General features: G+C 37.1%; 19 protein-coding genes. 3 read left to right on the top strand and 16 right to left on the bottom strand.

The features are described 5' to 3' along the window. Positions 1-223: 223 nt before the first annotated feature. The 12 genes from helD to J1899_RS11310 all read right to left on the bottom strand — a co-directional run bounded on the left by helD (position 224) and on the right by J1899_RS11310 (position 11,570). Positions 224-2,521 (bottom strand): RNA polymerase recycling motor HelD, encoded by a 2,298-nt coding sequence (helD, locus tag J1899_RS11365; RefSeq protein WP_214473749.1) that lies wholly within the window; start codon positions 2,519-2,521, stop codon positions 224-226. A gap of 189 nt (positions 2,522-2,710) precedes the next feature. Beyond that, complete coding sequence (gene kynB, locus J1899_RS11360) at positions 2,711-3,331, bottom strand: arylformamidase (protein ID WP_214473747.1); 621 nt, start codon at positions 3,329-3,331, stop codon at positions 2,711-2,713. Positions 3,332-3,403: 72 nt separating this feature from the next. Beyond that, complete coding sequence (locus J1899_RS11355) at positions 3,404-3,871, bottom strand: hypothetical protein (RefSeq protein ID WP_214473745.1); 468 nt, start codon at positions 3,869-3,871, stop codon at positions 3,404-3,406. A gap of 384 nt (positions 3,872-4,255) precedes the next feature. Beyond that, entirely contained in the window at positions 4,256-5,293 is a 1,038-nt protein-coding gene (locus J1899_RS11350; RefSeq protein WP_214473743.1) for a hemolysin family protein, read from the bottom strand. 56 nt (positions 5,294-5,349) lie between these two features. Further along, the gene (locus tag J1899_RS11345; protein WP_214473741.1) at positions 5,350-6,654 is read right to left on the bottom strand and encodes a hemolysin family protein; all 1,305 of its coding nucleotides are present in this window, start codon (positions 6,652-6,654) and stop codon (positions 5,350-5,352) included. A 33-nt stretch (positions 6,655-6,687) separates the two neighbouring features. After that, a complete protein-coding gene (locus J1899_RS11340) occupies positions 6,688-7,092 on the bottom strand; it encodes a MerR family transcriptional regulator (RefSeq protein ID WP_246586458.1) in 405 nt (134 codons plus the stop codon). Positions 7,093-7,702: 610 nt separating this feature from the next. Continuing rightward, positions 7,703-8,647 carry a Gfo/Idh/MocA family protein gene (locus J1899_RS11335; RefSeq protein WP_214473740.1) on the bottom strand — a complete coding sequence of 315 codons (945 nt, stop codon included), beginning with the start codon at positions 8,645-8,647 and terminating at the stop codon, positions 7,703-7,705. Positions 8,648-8,743: 96 nt separating this feature from the next. Further along, positions 8,744-9,256 carry a GNAT family N-acetyltransferase gene (locus J1899_RS11330; RefSeq protein ID WP_214473739.1) on the bottom strand — a complete coding sequence of 171 codons (513 nt, stop codon included), beginning with the start codon at positions 9,254-9,256 and terminating at the stop codon, positions 8,744-8,746. A gap of 11 nt (positions 9,257-9,267) precedes the next feature. After that, a complete protein-coding gene (locus J1899_RS11325) occupies positions 9,268-9,795 on the bottom strand; it encodes a DinB family protein (protein WP_214473738.1) in 528 nt (175 codons plus the stop codon). 124 nt (positions 9,796-9,919) lie between these two features. Next, the gene (locus J1899_RS11320; RefSeq protein ID WP_214473737.1) at positions 9,920-10,177 is read right to left on the bottom strand and encodes a hypothetical protein; all 258 of its coding nucleotides are present in this window, start codon (positions 10,175-10,177) and stop codon (positions 9,920-9,922) included. A 180-nt stretch (positions 10,178-10,357) separates the two neighbouring features. Next, positions 10,358-10,918, bottom strand: a complete 561-nt coding sequence (locus J1899_RS11315) for a glutathione peroxidase (RefSeq protein ID WP_214473736.1) — start codon at positions 10,916-10,918, stop codon at positions 10,358-10,360. A 187-nt stretch (positions 10,919-11,105) separates the two neighbouring features. After that, on the bottom strand, positions 11,106-11,570 hold the full coding sequence (locus J1899_RS11310) for a GNAT family N-acetyltransferase (RefSeq protein ID WP_214473735.1): 465 nt from the start codon (positions 11,568-11,570) through the stop codon (positions 11,106-11,108). Between the two features lie 661 nt (positions 11,571-12,231). On the opposite strand from J1899_RS11310, the gene thrS reads away from it, so the two are divergent. Further along, a complete protein-coding gene (gene thrS / locus J1899_RS11305; RefSeq protein WP_343216715.1) occupies positions 12,232-13,422 on the top strand; it encodes a threonine--tRNA ligase in 1,191 nt (396 codons plus the stop codon). A 65-nt stretch (positions 13,423-13,487) separates the two neighbouring features. Further along, positions 13,488-13,631: a hypothetical protein gene (locus J1899_RS11300; protein WP_180320217.1), complete on the top strand. Its 144-nt coding sequence runs from the start codon at positions 13,488-13,490 to the stop codon at positions 13,629-13,631. Between the two features lie 55 nt (positions 13,632-13,686). On the opposite strand, the gene J1899_RS11295 is transcribed toward J1899_RS11300, so the two are convergent. The 3 genes from J1899_RS11295 to sdaAB all read right to left on the bottom strand — a co-directional run bounded on the left by J1899_RS11295 (position 13,687) and on the right by sdaAB (position 16,391). Beyond that, positions 13,687-14,703, bottom strand: coding sequence for a S66 family peptidase (locus J1899_RS11295; RefSeq protein WP_214473731.1), 1,017 nt, complete (start codon positions 14,701-14,703; stop codon positions 13,687-13,689). A 112-nt stretch (positions 14,704-14,815) separates the two neighbouring features. After that, positions 14,816-15,694 (bottom strand): L-serine ammonia-lyase, iron-sulfur-dependent, subunit alpha, encoded by an 879-nt coding sequence (gene sdaAA, locus J1899_RS11290; RefSeq protein ID WP_214473730.1) that lies wholly within the window; start codon positions 15,692-15,694, stop codon positions 14,816-14,818. 34 nt (positions 15,695-15,728) lie between these two features. Further along, a complete protein-coding gene (sdaAB, locus tag J1899_RS11285) occupies positions 15,729-16,391 on the bottom strand; it encodes an L-serine ammonia-lyase, iron-sulfur-dependent subunit beta (protein ID WP_214473728.1) in 663 nt (220 codons plus the stop codon). A 362-nt stretch (positions 16,392-16,753) separates the two neighbouring features. On the opposite strand from sdaAB, the gene J1899_RS11280 reads away from it, so the two are divergent. Then, entirely contained in the window at positions 16,754-17,185 is a 432-nt protein-coding gene (locus tag J1899_RS11280) for a DUF4181 domain-containing protein (protein WP_214473726.1), read from the top strand. A 23-nt stretch (positions 17,186-17,208) separates the two neighbouring features. Here J1899_RS11280 and J1899_RS11275 read toward each other — a convergent pair whose 3' ends face one another. After that, positions 17,209-17,442 carry a group-specific protein gene (locus tag J1899_RS11275; RefSeq protein ID WP_214473724.1) on the bottom strand — a complete coding sequence of 78 codons (234 nt, stop codon included), beginning with the start codon at positions 17,440-17,442 and terminating at the stop codon, positions 17,209-17,211. Between the last annotated feature and the right edge of the window lie 58 nt (positions 17,443-17,500).

Below are 17,500 nucleotides of genomic sequence, written 5' to 3'. Positions count from 1 at the left end.
CTTTCCGTGGGGAGGAAGCTGAGCCTCCTCGAAGCAAGCTCCTCCGGGGTCTCACCTTTTCCTCTATTGCCCACAGGAGTCGAGTGTCCTCCGCTCCATTTCACTCATGCTAATAAAATATATTTTATAATCGCAAAAAAACCGAATGATTAGAAAGATACTTCCTAACCATTCGGTTCTATAAGAGTGTTAAATAATTATTTCCCAGCCTCTTTTGTTTTATTCATATGTTTTTTTCAATTCCTTCAAGTTGATAACTTGAAGGATCAGCTTCTTTTAAAAATAAATTTGTACCTTTGGTCTGATAGAGATGCAGTTCATGCATTGCCCTAGTACAGGCAGTGTAAAACAATTTTCGCTCACGTTCCAATTGATAGTCATCTGCATCTATCACGATTACGGCATCGAATTCTATTCCTTTTGCCAAATAGGCGGGAATACTTTGAACGCCTTCTTCGTATTTTAGTGTGGTTTTGTCAATCAGACTGACAGTGATATTCTCTTTTAAATTCTCATAAACTCTAGTGCTTTTATGCGCTGTTTTACTGATAATGGCAATGTTTTTAAAGCCTTTTTGCTGCAAGTCATGAATGTCTGCATTCAAGGAAGAGTATAAATGCTCTTCCTCTACTGTTTTGATAAGCGGCAATTCGCCTTCCCGATCAAACGGTTCAATTAGGTGACCATTCGGAATTAAACTTGCCGTAAATTGACCGATTTGCTTTGTCGAGCGATAACTTTTTGTCAGTGTTAAAAATTCAGCTTCTTCACCAGCAAAAATCGTGCTGCGATCTAAAGAATGCCAGTAAATTGCTTGGTTAATATCACCCAGTAAAGTCAGGTTGCTGTATGGAAATAAATAACGCAAATAAGCAAACTGAAAAGGCGAGTAATCCTGTGCCTCGTCGATAAAGAGATGCTTAATGGAACCATTGGTTTTTCTGCCTTCAATTTGATCCTTTAAATACAAAAATGCAGTAGCATCCTCATAAGATAAAGTATTCTGCTGTATCTCTCTGATCGTTTTTTCTCTTATCTCTTTCCAATAAAGCGTGTCATTCTCTCTTGAAAAAAGTTCTTCGTAAAGTTTCTTTAAATCAATAAATTTAAGTTTTTTCACATGATTTTTTAAAGGTTTAAACCTTTGACTAACAACCTTATTAATTAAATATTTCTCTTCTTGCTCAACTTCAGTAAACTCTTCATCCTTTTTCTGGAGATGCTGAAATGCCTCTAAATAATCTTCTCGGTCCAATAGCTCAATTTCTTCTTGAACCCATGAAGCTTTACGTTCTTTTTTCTCCAATTGACGAATTTCCTTTAAAAGCCACTCCTGTAAAAGCTGAATTCGATTTGGTATCGGCAGCGAATGATCATATTGGTAAAACTGCTGGTATATATCTTCGGCATCAATCAGCTTGCGTCCCAGGAATACCAAGTCATTGAAGATAAGCCCTTTGCTGGATAAGGATGCGATAAATTCATCAACAAAGGATTTAAAAGCTATTTGCGACTTATACTGAATTTCTTCCAGCCTTAGTGTAAGATCGTGTGAATCTGCAGAAATCAAAAGCTCTTCCAGCTGGTTGAATGGATCTTCAATATCAAAACTCCCCGATAAACGCCTTTTTAAATATTCCTGATAAGTCATTTGCTCCGTGTTTTCTTCTCCAAGTTCAGGCAAAACACTTGCAACATAGCTGTTAAACAAAGGGTTAGGTGATAAAAACAAGATATTGCTTGCCTGCAATGTATCACGGTGGCGATATAGTAAAAATGCGGCTCTCTGCAAAGCTGCTGAGGTTTTTCCACTGCCGGCAGCTCCTTGTACAACAAGGATTTGATTTTTTTCATTGCGAATTAAAGCATTTTGTTCTTTTTGTATAGTCGCAACAATGCTCTTCATTTTTGCATTTGCCTGGCTGCCAAGAACTTCTTGAAGCATTTGGTCACCAATGGTCAGACCTGTATCAAACATAGCAGATATGAGACCGTTTTTAATCATAAATTGCCTCTTTAATGTCATCTCGCCATGAATGATGCCAGATGGTGTTTTATATTCGGCTTCACCTGGTGAAAAATCATAATACATGCTTGAAATCGGTGCACGCCAATCATAAATTAAAAAATCTTCATTATTTTGATCCATAAGGGATGCAATTCCGATATAGATCGGCTCTGGAGAACTCTCACCATCTTCATGAAAATCGATTCGTGCAAAATAAGGTGAATCTTCTAATCGCAGTAATGTGTTTAATTGCTGATCAATAATGCCTTTGCTTCGTTCACGCTCAGCTAAAAGTTCAGCCTGCTGCTTCATACTTGTAAAGGTTTCAATAACATCATCGGGTTCATCTAAGTTTACAGTAACATCCTCCCAGAATGTTTCCTTTAAATACTTTGCCTCTGAACCGATTACATCTGTTAAACCTGCTTGCTGCTTTATTTTCTCCTTAATTTCCTTCACTACGAGATTGACTCTTTGCTGTTCTTCCTGCTTCTTTTTCAATTCTTCGCTCATGCTACCGCTCCTAATATGAAAATTTTAAAGCAAGATGGTTGACATTCATTTGTTTTTGTAGTAAAGTATAATTAGATATTTATGAATGAAACCACTTATTCTTTAGTCCGTTTATTATCATACCATATTGTTGATTTGTATTCAACGTTACATATTTAAAAGCGCCTGTTCAAATGAACAGGCGCTTTTTTATTCTTTTCTAAGTACAGCTCTTACTGGACTTCCATCTGCCTTCTCTACTTTGAGGGGTATCGCAATTAATTCATACTCCCCTGGCTCAGCCTCATGTAAATCAATTGATTCTAAAATGTGAATGCCTTTATTATTTAATGCATGATGAGCAAGCATTTCCTTGCTGTTAAGCGGATCAACCGATGGAGACTCTACTCCGATTAGCCGGACACCTGAAACGGCAAGATAGCTCGCCGCTTCAGGAGCTATACATGTATAGGTTTCAGGGAATGTGGCTGGATCCGGCCATGATCCAGTTTTAAAAAGCAGCCTCTCATACCCTTGCAGGTCATGCTTTTGGAGATCCGCCACGGTTATAAATTCTTTTTTCACAATCTCAATGACAAGAGCTTTCCCTATGTATAAGGATAAATCTAACTCTTCAATTCTCTTCCCTTTTTCATCAAAATGAAAAGGCGCATCTACATGTGTGCCAGTATGCGTGCTCATGACGACTCTGCCAACATTCGCTGAACCATTTTCAGCCTTTGAAGAGCTGATTTCATATGAAAATGGCGTATCACCTGGCCAAACTGGCATTCCGTTTTTCAGAGTTCTTGTAATATCAATAATAGTCATTTTTTTGCTTGCCTCCTATATCCTTCCTATGATTTCTTTTAGTGTTACAAAAACCATTCTTATTCACTAATTCTATTTCTTACCTTCTGACTCATTTGCTTTATTATATCTTGTTTCATTTTCATAATACTGAATAAGTCCGGCAATAAAATAAAATACAAGCAAAAATATAATAAAGAACAGTAGGAAAGCAATATTTATTTCTCCTGAATCTTGTCTAAATAAACTTACAGGTGTCAATCCATAAACAAACACTGTTGTGAATATAGCCACTGCTATTAATAGAAGTATCGATCGAGCACCTTCTATAAGCACATTTATCCAATACCCTTTTTCTCTTGCTTTTTTCCATCTGCGCAGAAATTTCTGTTCAAAATGTTCATGTCTAATTACGCGATAAATGGATAGAGGCAGCAGGAAGACAGCTAAAAGATAATAGAATGGCAAATAGTAGATTGGCATAATAAGCGGAAATATTAGTAAAGCAATAGAGGCAATTAAGAGGACGACAAGTTTAATTTTTTGCTGAATTATTATCACTTCCTATATAGATCTAGTAATAAGGGTAAGATGAGTGAAATAACAGACAAAATAAAAATCAACCAAAAGGTAATTGAATGCATTCTTTCATTTAAGAGGATTGTCTTTCTTTTAAAAAGTAACACACGGACGATGGTAAATGAACATAACAGGAAAAAAGCTAAAGCAAAAGAGATTATTCCAATATTCCCTATATATTCTACTCCAAATAACTCATAAAGCATCCTAAGTCCATAATGGGCACCAGTAAAACCAATAAGAATGAAAATAAGGATTTCAAACAGTGTTGCCAAGTACAACTTTAGGTGCATGATTCCTACCCCCTATATCATAACTTTAACATAACAATGGAAAAAAGGTCATCCATAAGAATGACCTTTTCCTTTACTCTCCATTATATTCGTCTTTAATTTCTCCAACAATTTCTTCTAAAATATCTTCCATGGTAACAAGACCTGTTGTTTCACCTTTTCCAGAGATGACTAGGCCTATATGAACGTGGTTCTGCTGCATTTTAAGGAGCACTTCTTTTAATGAAATACTCTCTGGGAATCGGGGAATGTCATGAATAAAATCTTCAATGGCCCCATTTCTTCCAGCAGCAATGCTTGTCATCATTTCTTTTGTATGAATAAAGCCAATGATTTTATCATTTGCTTTAACAGGATATCGTGTGTAATCATTCGCTTCCAAAACTTCGATCATTTCTGTAAAAGCCATGTCTTTATTTAACATCACAATTTTCTCTTTTGGTATCATGATGTCTGAAAGAGCTCGTGTATCAAAAGCAAAGATATTTTCTAAATATGAAAGTTCAGTTTGGTTAATCTCGCCGCTTTCATAGCTTTGTGTAACAATTAATCTTAATTCTTCTTCAGAGTGAATCGTTTCATGACCTGCAGGCTTTACACCAAATAAACTAAGCAGCCAGGTAGCTGAACCATTTAATGCTTTAATGAATGGGTTAGTTATTCTTCCGAACCAATATAATCCTGGTGCAAGCAGAAGTGTCATTCTCTCTGCGTACTGAATAGCCAGGGTTTTAGGTGCAAGCTCTCCTAAAACCACATGTAAAAAAGTAACAATAGCTAATGAGATTGCGTAAGAAAGAAAGGTTGATAATGGTTCTGATATATCAAAGTGCTCAAACACCGGATGAAGCATTCTTTCAACGGTCGGCTCACCTAAAGCCCCAAGAACAAGTGCAGTAATGGTTATACCAAGCTGACAGGCAGATAAGTAATAATCAAGCTCATGTGCCACTTTTTTTGCCAGAACTGCTTTCTTATTACCTTCAGCAATGAGCTGATCAATCCTGGACATTCTAACCTTAAGGATCGCAAATTCAGCTCCCACGAAAAAGGCAGTCAGTCCGATAAATACGGCCACTAAAAATAAATTTAACATTATTAATCCGTCCAATTATTTCCCTCTCCCTGAGGGATTCACCTCCAAGTTGTTTACGTTTATTGCTATGGTTAATTAGTTGAAGTTTCAAGCATGACTACTTTCACTTGAAAGTGATCCATTTCAATGATAGTCCAAGTGTTTTCAGCATGTGTAAAAGTATCTCCAGATTGTAGCAGATCCACTTTTTGATGCTGCAGCCACCCTCCTATTGTTGCAATATCATCACTCTCTTCAAAATTCAATCCAAATTGATCTTCAAGATCGACAAGCAGTGTACGGCCATTGATCATGTACTGATTGTCACCACTTTGAACGATTTCTTCATCTTCATCTGCATCAAATTCATCACGAATTTCACCGACGATTTCCTCTAAAACATCCTCCATTGTGATCACACCAGAAGTTCCGCCATATTCATCTATAATGATAGCCATATGAACTTGTTCCTTTTGCATTTTTAATAATGCATCCTGTATTCTTGCTGCTTCAGGAATAAAAGGCAGATCTCGAACAAAATCTTCAATCTTAATTGATTTACCAGCTGCAATAAGCGTTAACATCTTTTTGACGTTGACTACACCAATAATGTTATCTTTATCGCCACCCTCGATAACAGGGTAACGTGTGTAATTATGTTCATCCAAAACAGCCACAATTTCTTGCTGTGTCATATCTTTATCAAGTGTCACAAGATCTATACGGGGGACCATAATGTCTTTTGCAATCCGTTCATCAAAAGCAAAAACATTTTCCATGTACCCTAGCTCAGTCTCATCGATTTCCCCGCCCTGAAAACTCTGAGCCATTACAATCTTTAGCTCATCTTCTGAGTAAGCCTGGTCATGACCTGCCGGCTGGACACCAAAACCTTTTAATAATAATCTTGATGTGCCATTCAGAGACCAAATAAATGGGTACATGATCTTGCCAAACCAATACAGTGGTGCTGCAAGAAGCATCGTCATTTTTTCGGCAAATTGAATGGCAAGTGTTTTAGGTGCCATTTCACCCACAACCACATGCAAAAAGGTAACAAGCAAGAAGGCAATAGCATAGGAAGCAACAGATGAAGCCGGCCCAGATAGATTGATCCAATCGAAGACTGGATACAGTAAGCTTTCAACGGCCGGCTTTCCTAATGCCCCTAAACCTAAAGCAGTAACTGTAATACCTAATTGACATGCTGACAAGTAATAATCAAGATCACTTGCAACTTTTTTTGCCATAATCGCTTTCTTATTTCCTTCAGCAATTAACTGGTCAATGCGCGACATGCGAATCTTTACGACTGCAAATTCTGATGCAACGAAAAATCCAGTCGCTGCAATTAAAATAACAAGTAAAATTAAGTTTGTAATGGTAATTATGTCCAATTACTTCCCTCTGATGAGGGATTCACCTCCATATTAGTAAATCGCGGATAATTTTATTAATGTCTTTTTCATTTGTTCTTCTAAGTTTAAGCATACTTGTTCTCTCTCTTTATCCGGAAGCTGATCAAGTGATTCCTCAAGCAGATGTATTTTTTCATATAGAGATGTAATTTTATCTTCCACTTCTTTAATAATAAGATTGGTTTGCTGATCTGTTTGTATATGCTTTTTTATTTCGTTTAAAGACATCTGTTCTTTTTTCAGCTTTTTTATTTTTTCAAGAGTTACAAGTGCTTCTTCAGGATATAAGCGATAGTTTGAACTTGAACGCTCAACTGGCAATAAGTTATTCTGTGTATAATAGTCTATCGTTCTCGTTGTTAAACCGCTTAGTTTTGCTACTTGACCAATTCTCAGCAAGGATTTCCCAAATGGCACACCTCCTTAAAGATTTCGTTTCTATGTATCTATAACGTTATACATTTTATAACGTTTCTCCTTTTATTATGCTTTTTATTAAAACTGCGACTAAACCATCACGAGACAGTTATGAGAAGAATTATACATACATGATCGTTTTATTTCAACAAATATGACAAAAATGCTATGTATTTGAATCATTAACCTATAATTCTTATAATGAAACAGGTTCAGATTATAAAAAACAGATAATCTCATGGTTAAGAAAACTCAAGTTTAATAGTAAAAATGAAAAGACATAAAAAAACGAGGCTGGGACAAAATGAAATTAATCTTTCTAAAACACGAATATTCAATATTTTGATTTGTGTAATTAAACAAGTCCGTTCCATTGCGCTGCGGACCCTCGCTTTCCGCGGGGAGGAAGCTGAGCCTCCTCGCAGCAGGGCTGCTGCGGGGTCTCACCCTTTTCTCTATTGCCCACTGGAGTCGAGGATCCTCCGCTCCATTTCACTCATGTTAATAAAATATATTTTGTAATCATAAATAAAAAAACCGAATGATTAGAAAGATGACTTCCTAACCATTCGGTTTTATTGGTGTGTTAAATACTTATGTCACATCTCATTTATTGATGCAGTAAATCCTCTAATACTCTTTGAACTTTTACTCCTTCGTCAAAATCGACTAATAGTGAAGTTTCACCTTTTGTTCCTTTTATCAATTCATGAACAAGGTCAAATTGTTTTTCACGATTAACATCCAGGACTTCACTATTTGTATCCTTCTTGCTTTCTGAAAGGATGCTCCAATTGACTAAGTCAATCGTTCCTTTTTCTCCATATACTTTGCATGATAAATGTTCTTTTTGACCAATCCCGCTAATGCCGTTGAAAAGGACAGGTATCCCATTTGCTGTTTCCAGTCTGCTGATAAAGCCTGTCTCACATTTTGCCGGGTCCTCAGGATAATCTGCGAAACTAGCAGTCACCTGCAGGTCGCCAAGGATATACTGCAGCATTTGTATGTAATGGGGCGCAACTTCACGGATAAAGCCACCTTGTTCCCTGCCAGCTATCCAATCGTTTTGCTGCCATTGACGTGGCCATTCAGTAAATTGAAAATTAACTTCTACTTTTTTCAATTCACCTATTGAACCACTCTGTATTTTTTCTTTATATAGATGAAAAACATTGCTATATACCATTGGAAAATTGATTGCGTGTACAATCCCCGCCTTCTTCGCAGCGCTGGCCATTTCCTCTGCTTCAGCAAGCGAATTCGCAAGCGGTTTTTCACATAGTAAGTGCTTGCCTGTACTGATAATATCCAACGCAATTTGGTGGTGATACTTAGGCGGGACAGCCAAATAAATAAGAGTGATCTTATCATCCTTCAGTAATTCTCTGTAATCTGTATATGTTGACACATCTGGAAGCTGACTTTTAAACGAGTTTAATCTTTCTTGGTTTTGATCACATAAACCCGCTATTTCCACCTCTTCATGCTGCAAAAATGTATTTAGCAGCCTTTCTCCAATTGCTCCAACTCCAATAATTCCGATTCTTAACATGGTGCACCTGCTTTCATATGTTCAATATGAGTATTATACTATGTTATCTAAGAATTCTGAACAATAGAAATAGGAAATATCCACTAGATTTGTTACTTACTTGTCTGTTGTCTTAATTACATCAAAACCAAATGCGATTTCTTCTAGAGTTTCTCCTCCTATTTCTATGTTTACGCGATCCAACTTCTCTCCACCGAGTTTTTCGTAAAAGGTTACTGTAGGATTATCGGCTAAAACAAAAAGCAGGAAAGAATTTATGCCCTTTTGGCTCAATGCATTTGTACAGTGTTGAAATAGAGACTTTCCAATTCCTTTTTCATGTTCTTTTTTTAATAAATATAGTGTATATATTTCTCCAGGATATCCTTTATACTTGCCTGTCCTTTCGTTTCCGCAGTTAGCAAATCCAACGATTTCCCCAAGCTCGTTTTGTGCAACATAAACTGCAGTATTCGGAATCATATTAATCCACAACTTTTCTCTGTTTTCATAAGAGAGAGCTTCCAGGTAGGCTTTCGGTACAATTCCGCTATATGTTTCACGCCAGCTATCTACATGAACTCTGGCGATTGCCGGGGCATCTTCTATGACTGCTTTTCTAATTTTCATAAGCATCTCCTTTATTTATCCGTATTTAAAACGCCTAAGTATTCGATCCATGAACCTACATCTAATCGATATCTTTCAGCCATAATTCTAGCTATTTGCGTAATATGAGTTAAATCATGAACTGCCCAGGTTGAAATAAGCTCACGTACTTTTACTGTTCCGAAGGCAGGGTGGTAGCCTGTTTGTTCAAGCAGTTCTTCAGAAGAAATCAGTTCTTTTAAGATTTTTATATTTTCTTGTCTCAGCCTTTTAAGAAAGATTAATGCTTGTTCTACTGTAGTGCTTTTGTTGTGTAAATGAGCAAAGCGGTCAAATGCCGGAAATGCCTTTTTATCTCCTTCCTTGATAATAAACTGCAGCCGCGGAATCCAATTGGATTGCTCACCTTCAATCAAATGAAGAATGACTTCTTTTACATTCCATGTGTCTTGACCTTCGTTACTATTCGTCCATTGAGCGCTTATTCCAGTTAAAAAAGCACTTAACATATTTGGTGTTCTTTCTAATATCTCAATGGCTTCATCAAATTTAAAATTCATAAATCTTCCCCCCAATCTTTCTACTATTATATTTTCGTTTATGTAAAAATAGATATTTGAATATATAAAAATCTAAAAAAATAGCAGCGAGCAGAAAGGTACACCATAAAACATTCCCAGTTGTTTAACTCAACAATTTCTTGTAAGAAAAGATTATTAAGCCGCAAACAAATGCTGCCGCGATAAAGGTAAATACATAGAAGAAGGGTGAAACTGCTCCGCCGAAAGCTACTTCATTGGGGATTGGTTCAGGATTGTTCCACATTTTCTCAATATCTGGTTTGTAATATTTTGATTTGATATAGCCCGCAACTAAATTACCAATTATATAAATGAAATGAATAACAACTGAAAAAACAATTGATAGAATGACCGTCTTCAACTCATCACACATCCTCTCACTTATCTTCTTCCATATTAAACCAAAACTAACACTTTGGTAAATAGTACTAGTCCAAGCTTCCCGCTTTTGGGGTAAACGAAAAAAAGAGCCGTATTGGCCCTTACAATTTAAATGCTTTTCGTTTCAAAAAGAAAGGCATAAACAATCCCTTCTTTCACTTTATATGCCTGCTTCTTCAAGTAATCCTTCAATAGCTGGTTCCATTTCATACGGTTCAGCCGTTGATTCATACCGTTCAATGACATTGCCCTCACGATCAATCAAAAACTTTGTAAAATTCCACTTAATTGAATCTCCTACCAAATAGTGAGGATAACGATTATTCAAAATAGACATTAACAATTTAGAGACCGGATGATTTAAGTTAAATCCATCAAAAGGTTTCTGCTCTGATAAGTATGTAAATAACGGATGAGCGTTATCACCGCGAACATCAATCTTTTTAAATATTGGGAAATTCACTCCGTGTTTTATTGCACAAAACTCAGCAATCTCTCCGTCTTTTAAAGGCTCTTGATCCGCAAATTGATTGGATGGAAAAGCAAGAATTTGAAAACCTTGTTCTCCATACTTTTCTTGAAGCTTTTGTAAATCTGTTAATTGAGGAGTGAATGAACATTTAGTCGCAGTATTTACAATTAGTATAACCTTGCCTTTATATTTCTCCAAGGTCGTTGTTAAACCGCTTGCCGTTTTCACTTTATAATCAAAAATAGCCATTTGGAAATCCTCCGTTGTTAGGTAATATGAACTATATTTATCCTAACTAAAAAAGAGAATAATGGCAAAGAATTTATCTCGAATTAAAAATAAAATTTAATGTTGCCATAATTTATAAACATATATACATTTATAATCGTATAGCCTTTATTGGATGATAATCATAGTACAAATTTAACAGTATACTTTACGATATGTCATTAAGATCCATTGTCAATCGAATCATATCAACACAGTGAATACCGTTCTCCATAATCTTTTCTTTATAATGCTTACTAAAATAATTGTGCTCGATATAATTTAATCTAAATCCACACTTTTGATAGAGTGCCAGTTGATGAATACTTGAATTTCCTGTGCCAATTTCTAAAGTATGATAACCAAGATTTTTTGCCAATCTTATAGCGTGTAAAATTAACGTTTTCCCTATTCCTTTCCCCTGATGTGCTGTGGCCACGGCAATATTAACAATTTCAGCCGTATTCGGACGCGTTTCGAGCAGCACATATACACCGACTGTTTCATGCTCCCATTTCGCTATATAGCAAATTCCTCTTCGCAAGTAAGATAAAATCATTTCCTCGGAAGGATCTGCAAGCAGCAGTAAATCCATCGGCGCCGTATCATTGACGGCCAGTTGTTTGATTTCCATTTTTACACCTTCCTAAATAACTTAATCTAATGATCATATACTAATCTTTAACATAAATGTTTTCATAAAACTACTGTTGACAAAGTTTTCCTCTTCATCATATAATACAAAAAAATCAATAATTAAAGCGTTGATGAGGACATGAATCTTTTTCAATTTTCTTAACCAGAGAACGAGGTCAATGGCTGGAAGCCTCGAGAAAATACAGAAGATTTACCGCCTCCTGAGCTGTTATGGGGAATCATCTTTTTTGTGAAACCATAACCGGGATACCGTTATGAAATGAAGCACAGCCGCTTTTGCTGTGGAATTTGGGTGGAACCACGACCGTACTCGTCCCTTTTAGGAGGGAGAGTACGGTCTTTTTATATGCATTAAAAATTTATATATAAATGCGCTGATGAGGACATGAATTCAATCGATCATTTCTATACAAGAGAACGAAGCCTTGGCTGGAAGCTTCGAAGAAAATGATTGAATTTACCGCCTGCTGAGCTGTTATGGGGAATTTTTTTAAAAATGAAACCATAACCGGGAAACCGTTATGAAATGAAGCACAGCTTTTTTGCTGTGAAAATTGGGTGGAACCACGACCATACTCGTCCCTTGTACAGAGGAGAGTATGGTCTTTTTTATATTATAAAAGATGGAGGCTAGCAAAATGGAAAAAGAAAATCATCAAAAATTAGGAAGTATGCTTGAATTATTTATGACCGATGAAGAAGCTCCTGGAATGCCATTTTATTTGCCAAAGGGAATGGCCATTCGCAATGAATTGGAACGGTTTTGGCGAGAAGAACATGAAATTTCAGGCTATGAGGAAATTAGAACACCACTTTTGATGAAGCAGCAAATATGGGAACGGTCAGGGCATTGGCAGCATTATCACGAAAATATGTATTTCGCTGAAGTAGATGACCAACGTTATGCGTTAAAACCAATGAACTGTCCTGGAGCAATAAAAATCTTCAATCATAAACTTCGCAGCTATAAAGAACTGCCGATCCGCTTTGCCGAACTCGGGCTTGTTCATCGCCATGAGCAATCCGGAAGCTTAAATGGCTTGCTGCGGGTCCGCTCTTTTACACAAGATGATGCACATTTATTTGTAAGAGAGGATCAAATTGAAGATGAAATTCGCAAAGTGTTAAAAATGATTGATATCTTTTATAAGAGATTTGGCTTTGATTATAAAATTGAGCTTTCTACACGGCCAGATGAGTACATGGGCTCACTTGAAAGCTGGAATGAAGCGGAGATTGCTCTAAAAAATGTTCTGCATCAAAGTGGTGTTCCATTTGCTCTAAATGAAGGTGACGGCGCCTTTTATGGTCCGAAAATTGATTTTCATATTTTAGATAACCGCGGCAGAAGCTGGCAATGCGGAACGGTACAGCTGGATTTTCAAATGGGTGAAGTGTTTGATTGCCAGTATGTTGGCAATGATCAAAAAATGCATCGGCCGATTATCATTCACCGCGCCATATTCGGTTCGCTTGAACGGTTTCTCGGTATTTTAGTGGAGCATTATGATGGTGCTTTTCCGGCTTGGCTTGCACCTGTACAGGTAAAGGTTATAAATGTTGCAGATGCCCATCTCCCTTATGCTGAACATATATATGACCTTTTAAAGAAAAATGGCATAAAAGCCGAATTTGATAACCGCTCAGAAAAAATGGGCTTGAAGATTCGCGAAGCCACATTGGGAAAAGTGCCATATATGCTGATTATAGGTGCTCAGGAACAGAGCAGCGGCAATTTGACAGTCCGGGTGCGCGGTAAACAGCAACAAGATCAGTTAGAGATAGATCAATTTATACAGTTAGTAAACAATGCAGGAAACTGGAAGTAAACAGGATAGTTTTCCGCTCATTGGAGATAATAGCATTATCTTTTTCAATGAGCGGAGTGTCTTAAATGTGGAGCTGGATTTATGAGCATATTATTAATACGATCTACTTTATCGTAAGCATTGTTGGCCTATTATTTATCGTCTGGTGTGTGCTTTTTTACTATTGCTTTAAAACAGATACAAATGATAATAATGAGAAAAAAATGTAAGGATTTACGTTGAACATAAGAAATCCTGTTAAGAATATGAAAAGCTATAAAAAGTTTATAAAAAAACTTGAGATAACTTCCCTTCTCCATTTTGCAAAGTAATTTCTGCACTTGCTCCATTAACAAAAGTCATCTGTGGCGGAACATGTCCGCAATCTATATCATAGATGATTGGGAGTTGAACATCTTCTTTTAAGTCCTTATAAAAGTCTGCAATTGTATAGCCGTCTACAGTCTCATTCGCACTGCTTCGACCAAAAACAATCCCTGAAGCATTTTTGAACCAGCCGGCAAGCTTCATTTGGATAAATGTTCTTCTTAAATCAACGGTATTCATCTCACAGTTTTCAAAGTACCAAAGAACACTCTCATCTTGTAAATAGTGATTTTGGAAATGGCTAATATCTCCATATGGAGTGCCGATGACATGTCTAATTACGTCAATACAGCCTCCGAGCATTCTTCCTGTCAATGTTAACTCTTTTTCATCGTCAACAGTTTTCCATTCTGTTTTTTCTGTTAAATGAAAGACTACTGGACTTGGATTATCATGCATCCAGCTTTTCTGATAATAAAGGGAGGAGAATTGATCAATACGCTCTCCTTTTTTTGTTAAAAGTGTTTCTTCCCACTTTCCTGTCACATCGTCTGTAGATGTTCCTCTTAAATCAATTAAATTGGTGCCATGTGCTGTTGCGATCCCCGTTTTTACCGTAACGACAAACAAAAGCAGACTGATATCAGAATAACCAAGAATCCATTTAGGAAGAATATTTCCATAATCGATAAGCTCAATCACTTCTATGAGAAGTTCCCCGCCCCAAGGAGGAAAAATGAGCTGAATGGATGGATCGCTCAGCATCTTATTAAGTTCGTCTGCCCGCTTTTTTGCAGAAGCTGATTTTGCCTTTTCTTGTGTCCAGGCAGTTTCACCCGTTTGAACATAATAACCCTTTTCCTGCATCTTTTGGATTGATTGGTGCAGTAAGTGATGCATCGGTTGAGGTATACCTGAGGAAGGTGCTGTAACCGCAATTTGTGCCTGATTATGAAATGTTGGATATGTAATCATACATTTTCCCCTCAATTCATTTTTTATTTTGAATAACATACCATTATTAATATCTTTTTCAAATAGTTTTAATAAAAAAAAGTTCTCCATTCATGAGGAGAACTTTTAAGGTTTATTGTTTTTTTCCAAATATCTCAGCTTCCAGACGTTTGCCTGTCGGCGTTGCAGCAAGCCCGCCTTCTGCCGTTTCTCTCAGAGCGGATGGCATGGATTGACCAATTAGGAACATGGCACCAATCACTTCATCACAAGGGATACGGCTAGTAATGCCTGCTAATGCCATATCAGCAGCTGTCATGGCATTGGATGCACCCATTGCATTCCGTTTAACACATGGAACTTCAACTAAGCCTGCAACAGGATCACATACAAGTCCGAGCATATTTTTTAACGTGATCGCCATTGCCTCGGCTGCTTGCTTTGGAGAGCCGCCAGCCATTTCAACGATTGAGGAAGCAGCCATTCCGCTTGCTGAACCAACTTCAGCCTGACATCCTCCAGCAGCACCGGAAATCGAAGCATTATTAGCTACAACAAAACCAAAGGCAGCGGAAGTAAATAAGTACTCAATCATTTCCATTCGTGTAGGGTTCAATACTTCTTTCACAGCAAAAAGAGTACCTGGAACAACGCCTGCTGAGCCTGCAGTCGGTGTAGCACAGATTGTGCCCATTGCCGCATTTACTTCGTTCGTTGCAACCGCTTTGCTTACTGCGTCTAAAAGCGTATGTCCTGATAATGCTTTGCCTGACTTAATATATTTTTGCAGCAGCACAGCATCTCCGCCTGTTAAACCGGAAACTGACGTGACACCATTTAGCCCTCTCTCGACCGCTTGCTCCATTACCGTTAAATTTCGATCCATTTTAGCGATAATGTCCTCTCTTGAAAGACCTGTTACTTCAATCTCCTGACGGATCATTATTTCAGCTGTTTTAACCCCTTCTTTTTCAGCAAGTTCAACCAGCTCAGCTACGTTTTTAAATAACATGATGTAATTCCTCCTTTATGACCGCATGTTGCATCTATTCAACCATTCGAATAACCTGTGTCACATGATAAAGCTTTTCGATGTCCTCTATTAAATCCTGAGCGATTTTTTGATCGACTTCTATAACCATTAAAGCCATTTTACCTTTTTCTTTACGGGAAACTTCCATATGCCCAATATTAATTTCGTGTTGAGCTAAAATATGAGTAACCGATGAAATAACGCCAAACTGGTCGTTGTGCACAACTAAGATCGCTGGATGTTCACCAGATAGCTTAAGCTGGAAGCTATTCAGCTCCGTAATTTCAATGGTACCTCCGCCGATTGAAATCCCAACTAGCTCTAAATCCTTTTCATCATCAGACAATTTAATCCGTACAGTGTTTGGATGTTCTGGGACAGCTTCTTCAACGGAAAAAGTGACCTCCATCCCTGCTTCTTCTGCTAGTTGAAGCGACGTGGGGATCCGTTCATCAAATGTATCAAAATCTAAAAGTCCGCCAACAATCGCCACATCAGTACCATGTCCCTTATAGGTTTTCGCAAAAGAGCCGTAAAGCAGAATCTCTGCTTTTTTAGGCTGCCTAGCAAATAAAGTCCGCGCCACTCGGCCAATTCTTGCTGCTCCGGCTGTATGAGAACTGGAAGGACCGATCATGACCGGACCGATTATATCAAACGCTGATCTGTATTTCATGTAAAACCCTCCTCAACTGTACCGCACCATTTTGTACAAACTTATCATAATATATTTTCCTGTGAAGTTTTATGTTCAACAGTTATTCTGCATAGCAATGAATGAAATATAAATGTTTACTCATCGTAATAAATAGCTTGGCAAACGAATAAATTTAAGTTTTTCTGAAAACGTTTTCTTTGTTGCTGTATCACACCTAAATCATCTTATCACAAAAAGAAACATCTTCATATATTTTTAATCGGAACTTATCATTGTGTGATGAATATTTTACTTTTATTTAACACGCCATACTCCAATGGTGGTATAATAAGGTAAAAATGTACGATAACTGTAAAAACCATTTAAAAAGGAGATCTTAAATGTACGGATTAGATGGCATTTTCCTGTTAAAGACAGTACTACTTGTGGCAGCCTTTTTGATATTCATGATTTTAATAGAAATAATTATGAGGAAATGGTTCAAACTCAATAAGCGAAACTTATTTAGAAGCGCTGCCTATGTTAATGAAACACATAGAAAAATTGACTGGTCCATTCGCGGATTGGGTATTGCAGGCATGATTTTAGGTTTTATCATTAATAGTATGAGAGGCTTTGATGAACGCCTTTGGTACATAGAACCATGGACCATCTTATTCTTATTAGTATTATCCACCGAGACAGCAAGAGCAGTTATGGAGAAGAAGCATGCACATCATCCAAGGCAATATCTCAGTACAATCAGCCAAATTCTTCTTATTATCATGTTATGTGTTAGCTTATATGTAACTGATTTCTTTGGATTATTATAAAAAAAACCACAGCTTTGCTGTGGTTACAAATTAGCCAATAAAATTTGGAATCGTTTGTTTCTAGCTGTTTTTTCCTGTTCATCAGCCAAATCATATTTTTTCAAAAGGTGAAAGATTTCATTTAAAATTTCCTGTGTATGATCTTGTTCCATAAATTGCAGAAGTCTTTCCGTCATGCCTTCTGGAAGATGCTGTTTTTGCTGATGAAGTTTTCCCTTTACATCCTCAACGCTATGATCAACATTGCATTCACTCATCTTTGCTTCCTCCTTGATCCATTCGGACAATCTATTCCTTCTTCGGTTGATACCCTGT

This window comes from Cytobacillus gottheilii, assembly GCF_018582665.1.
Classification (GTDB): Bacteria; Bacillota; Bacilli; order Bacillales; family Cytobacillaceae; genus Cytobacillus; species Cytobacillus gottheilii.
Note: the sequence above shows the minus strand (reverse complement) of the source record. Positions and strands in the feature narration are given on the sequence as shown.

Excerpts from the sequence above, each read along its gene's own strand:
- helD (WP_214473749.1), bottom strand. The coding sequence starts at position 2,521 with ATGAGCGAAGAATTGAAAAAGAAGCAGGAAGAACAGCAAAGAGTCAAT.
- kynB (WP_214473747.1), bottom strand. The coding sequence starts at position 3,331 with ATGACTATTATTGATATTACAAGAACTCTGAAAAACGGAATGCCAGTT.
- J1899_RS11335 (WP_214473740.1), bottom strand. The coding sequence starts at position 8,647 with ATGTTAAGAATCGGAATTATTGGAGTTGGAGCAATTGGAGAAAGGCTG.
- J1899_RS11330 (WP_214473739.1), bottom strand. The coding sequence starts at position 9,256 with ATGAAAATTAGAAAAGCAGTCATAGAAGATGCCCCGGCAATCGCCAGA.
- J1899_RS11325 (WP_214473738.1), bottom strand. The coding sequence starts at position 9,795 with ATGAATTTTAAATTTGATGAAGCCATTGAGATATTAGAAAGAACACCA.
- J1899_RS11315 (WP_214473736.1), bottom strand. The coding sequence starts at position 10,918 with ATGGCTATTTTTGATTATAAAGTGAAAACGGCAAGCGGTTTAACAACG.
- J1899_RS11310 (WP_214473735.1), bottom strand. The coding sequence starts at position 11,570 with ATGGAAATCAAACAACTGGCCGTCAATGATACGGCGCCGATGGATTTA.
- thrS (WP_343216715.1), top strand. The coding sequence starts at position 12,232 with ATGGAAAAAGAAAATCATCAAAAATTAGGAAGTATGCTTGAATTATTT.
- J1899_RS11300 (WP_180320217.1), top strand. The coding sequence starts at position 13,488 with ATGTGGAGCTGGATTTATGAGCATATTATTAATACGATCTACTTTATC.
- J1899_RS11295 (WP_214473731.1), bottom strand. The coding sequence starts at position 14,703 with ATGATTACATATCCAACATTTCATAATCAGGCACAAATTGCGGTTACA.
- sdaAA (WP_214473730.1), bottom strand. The coding sequence starts at position 15,694 with ATGTTATTTAAAAACGTAGCTGAGCTGGTTGAACTTGCTGAAAAAGAA.
- sdaAB (WP_214473728.1), bottom strand. The coding sequence starts at position 16,391 with ATGAAATACAGATCAGCGTTTGATATAATCGGTCCGGTCATGATCGGT.
- J1899_RS11280 (WP_214473726.1), top strand. The coding sequence starts at position 16,754 with ATGTACGGATTAGATGGCATTTTCCTGTTAAAGACAGTACTACTTGTG.
- J1899_RS11275 (WP_214473724.1), bottom strand. The coding sequence starts at position 17,442 with ATGAGTGAATGCAATGTTGATCATAGCGTTGAGGATGTAAAGGGAAAA.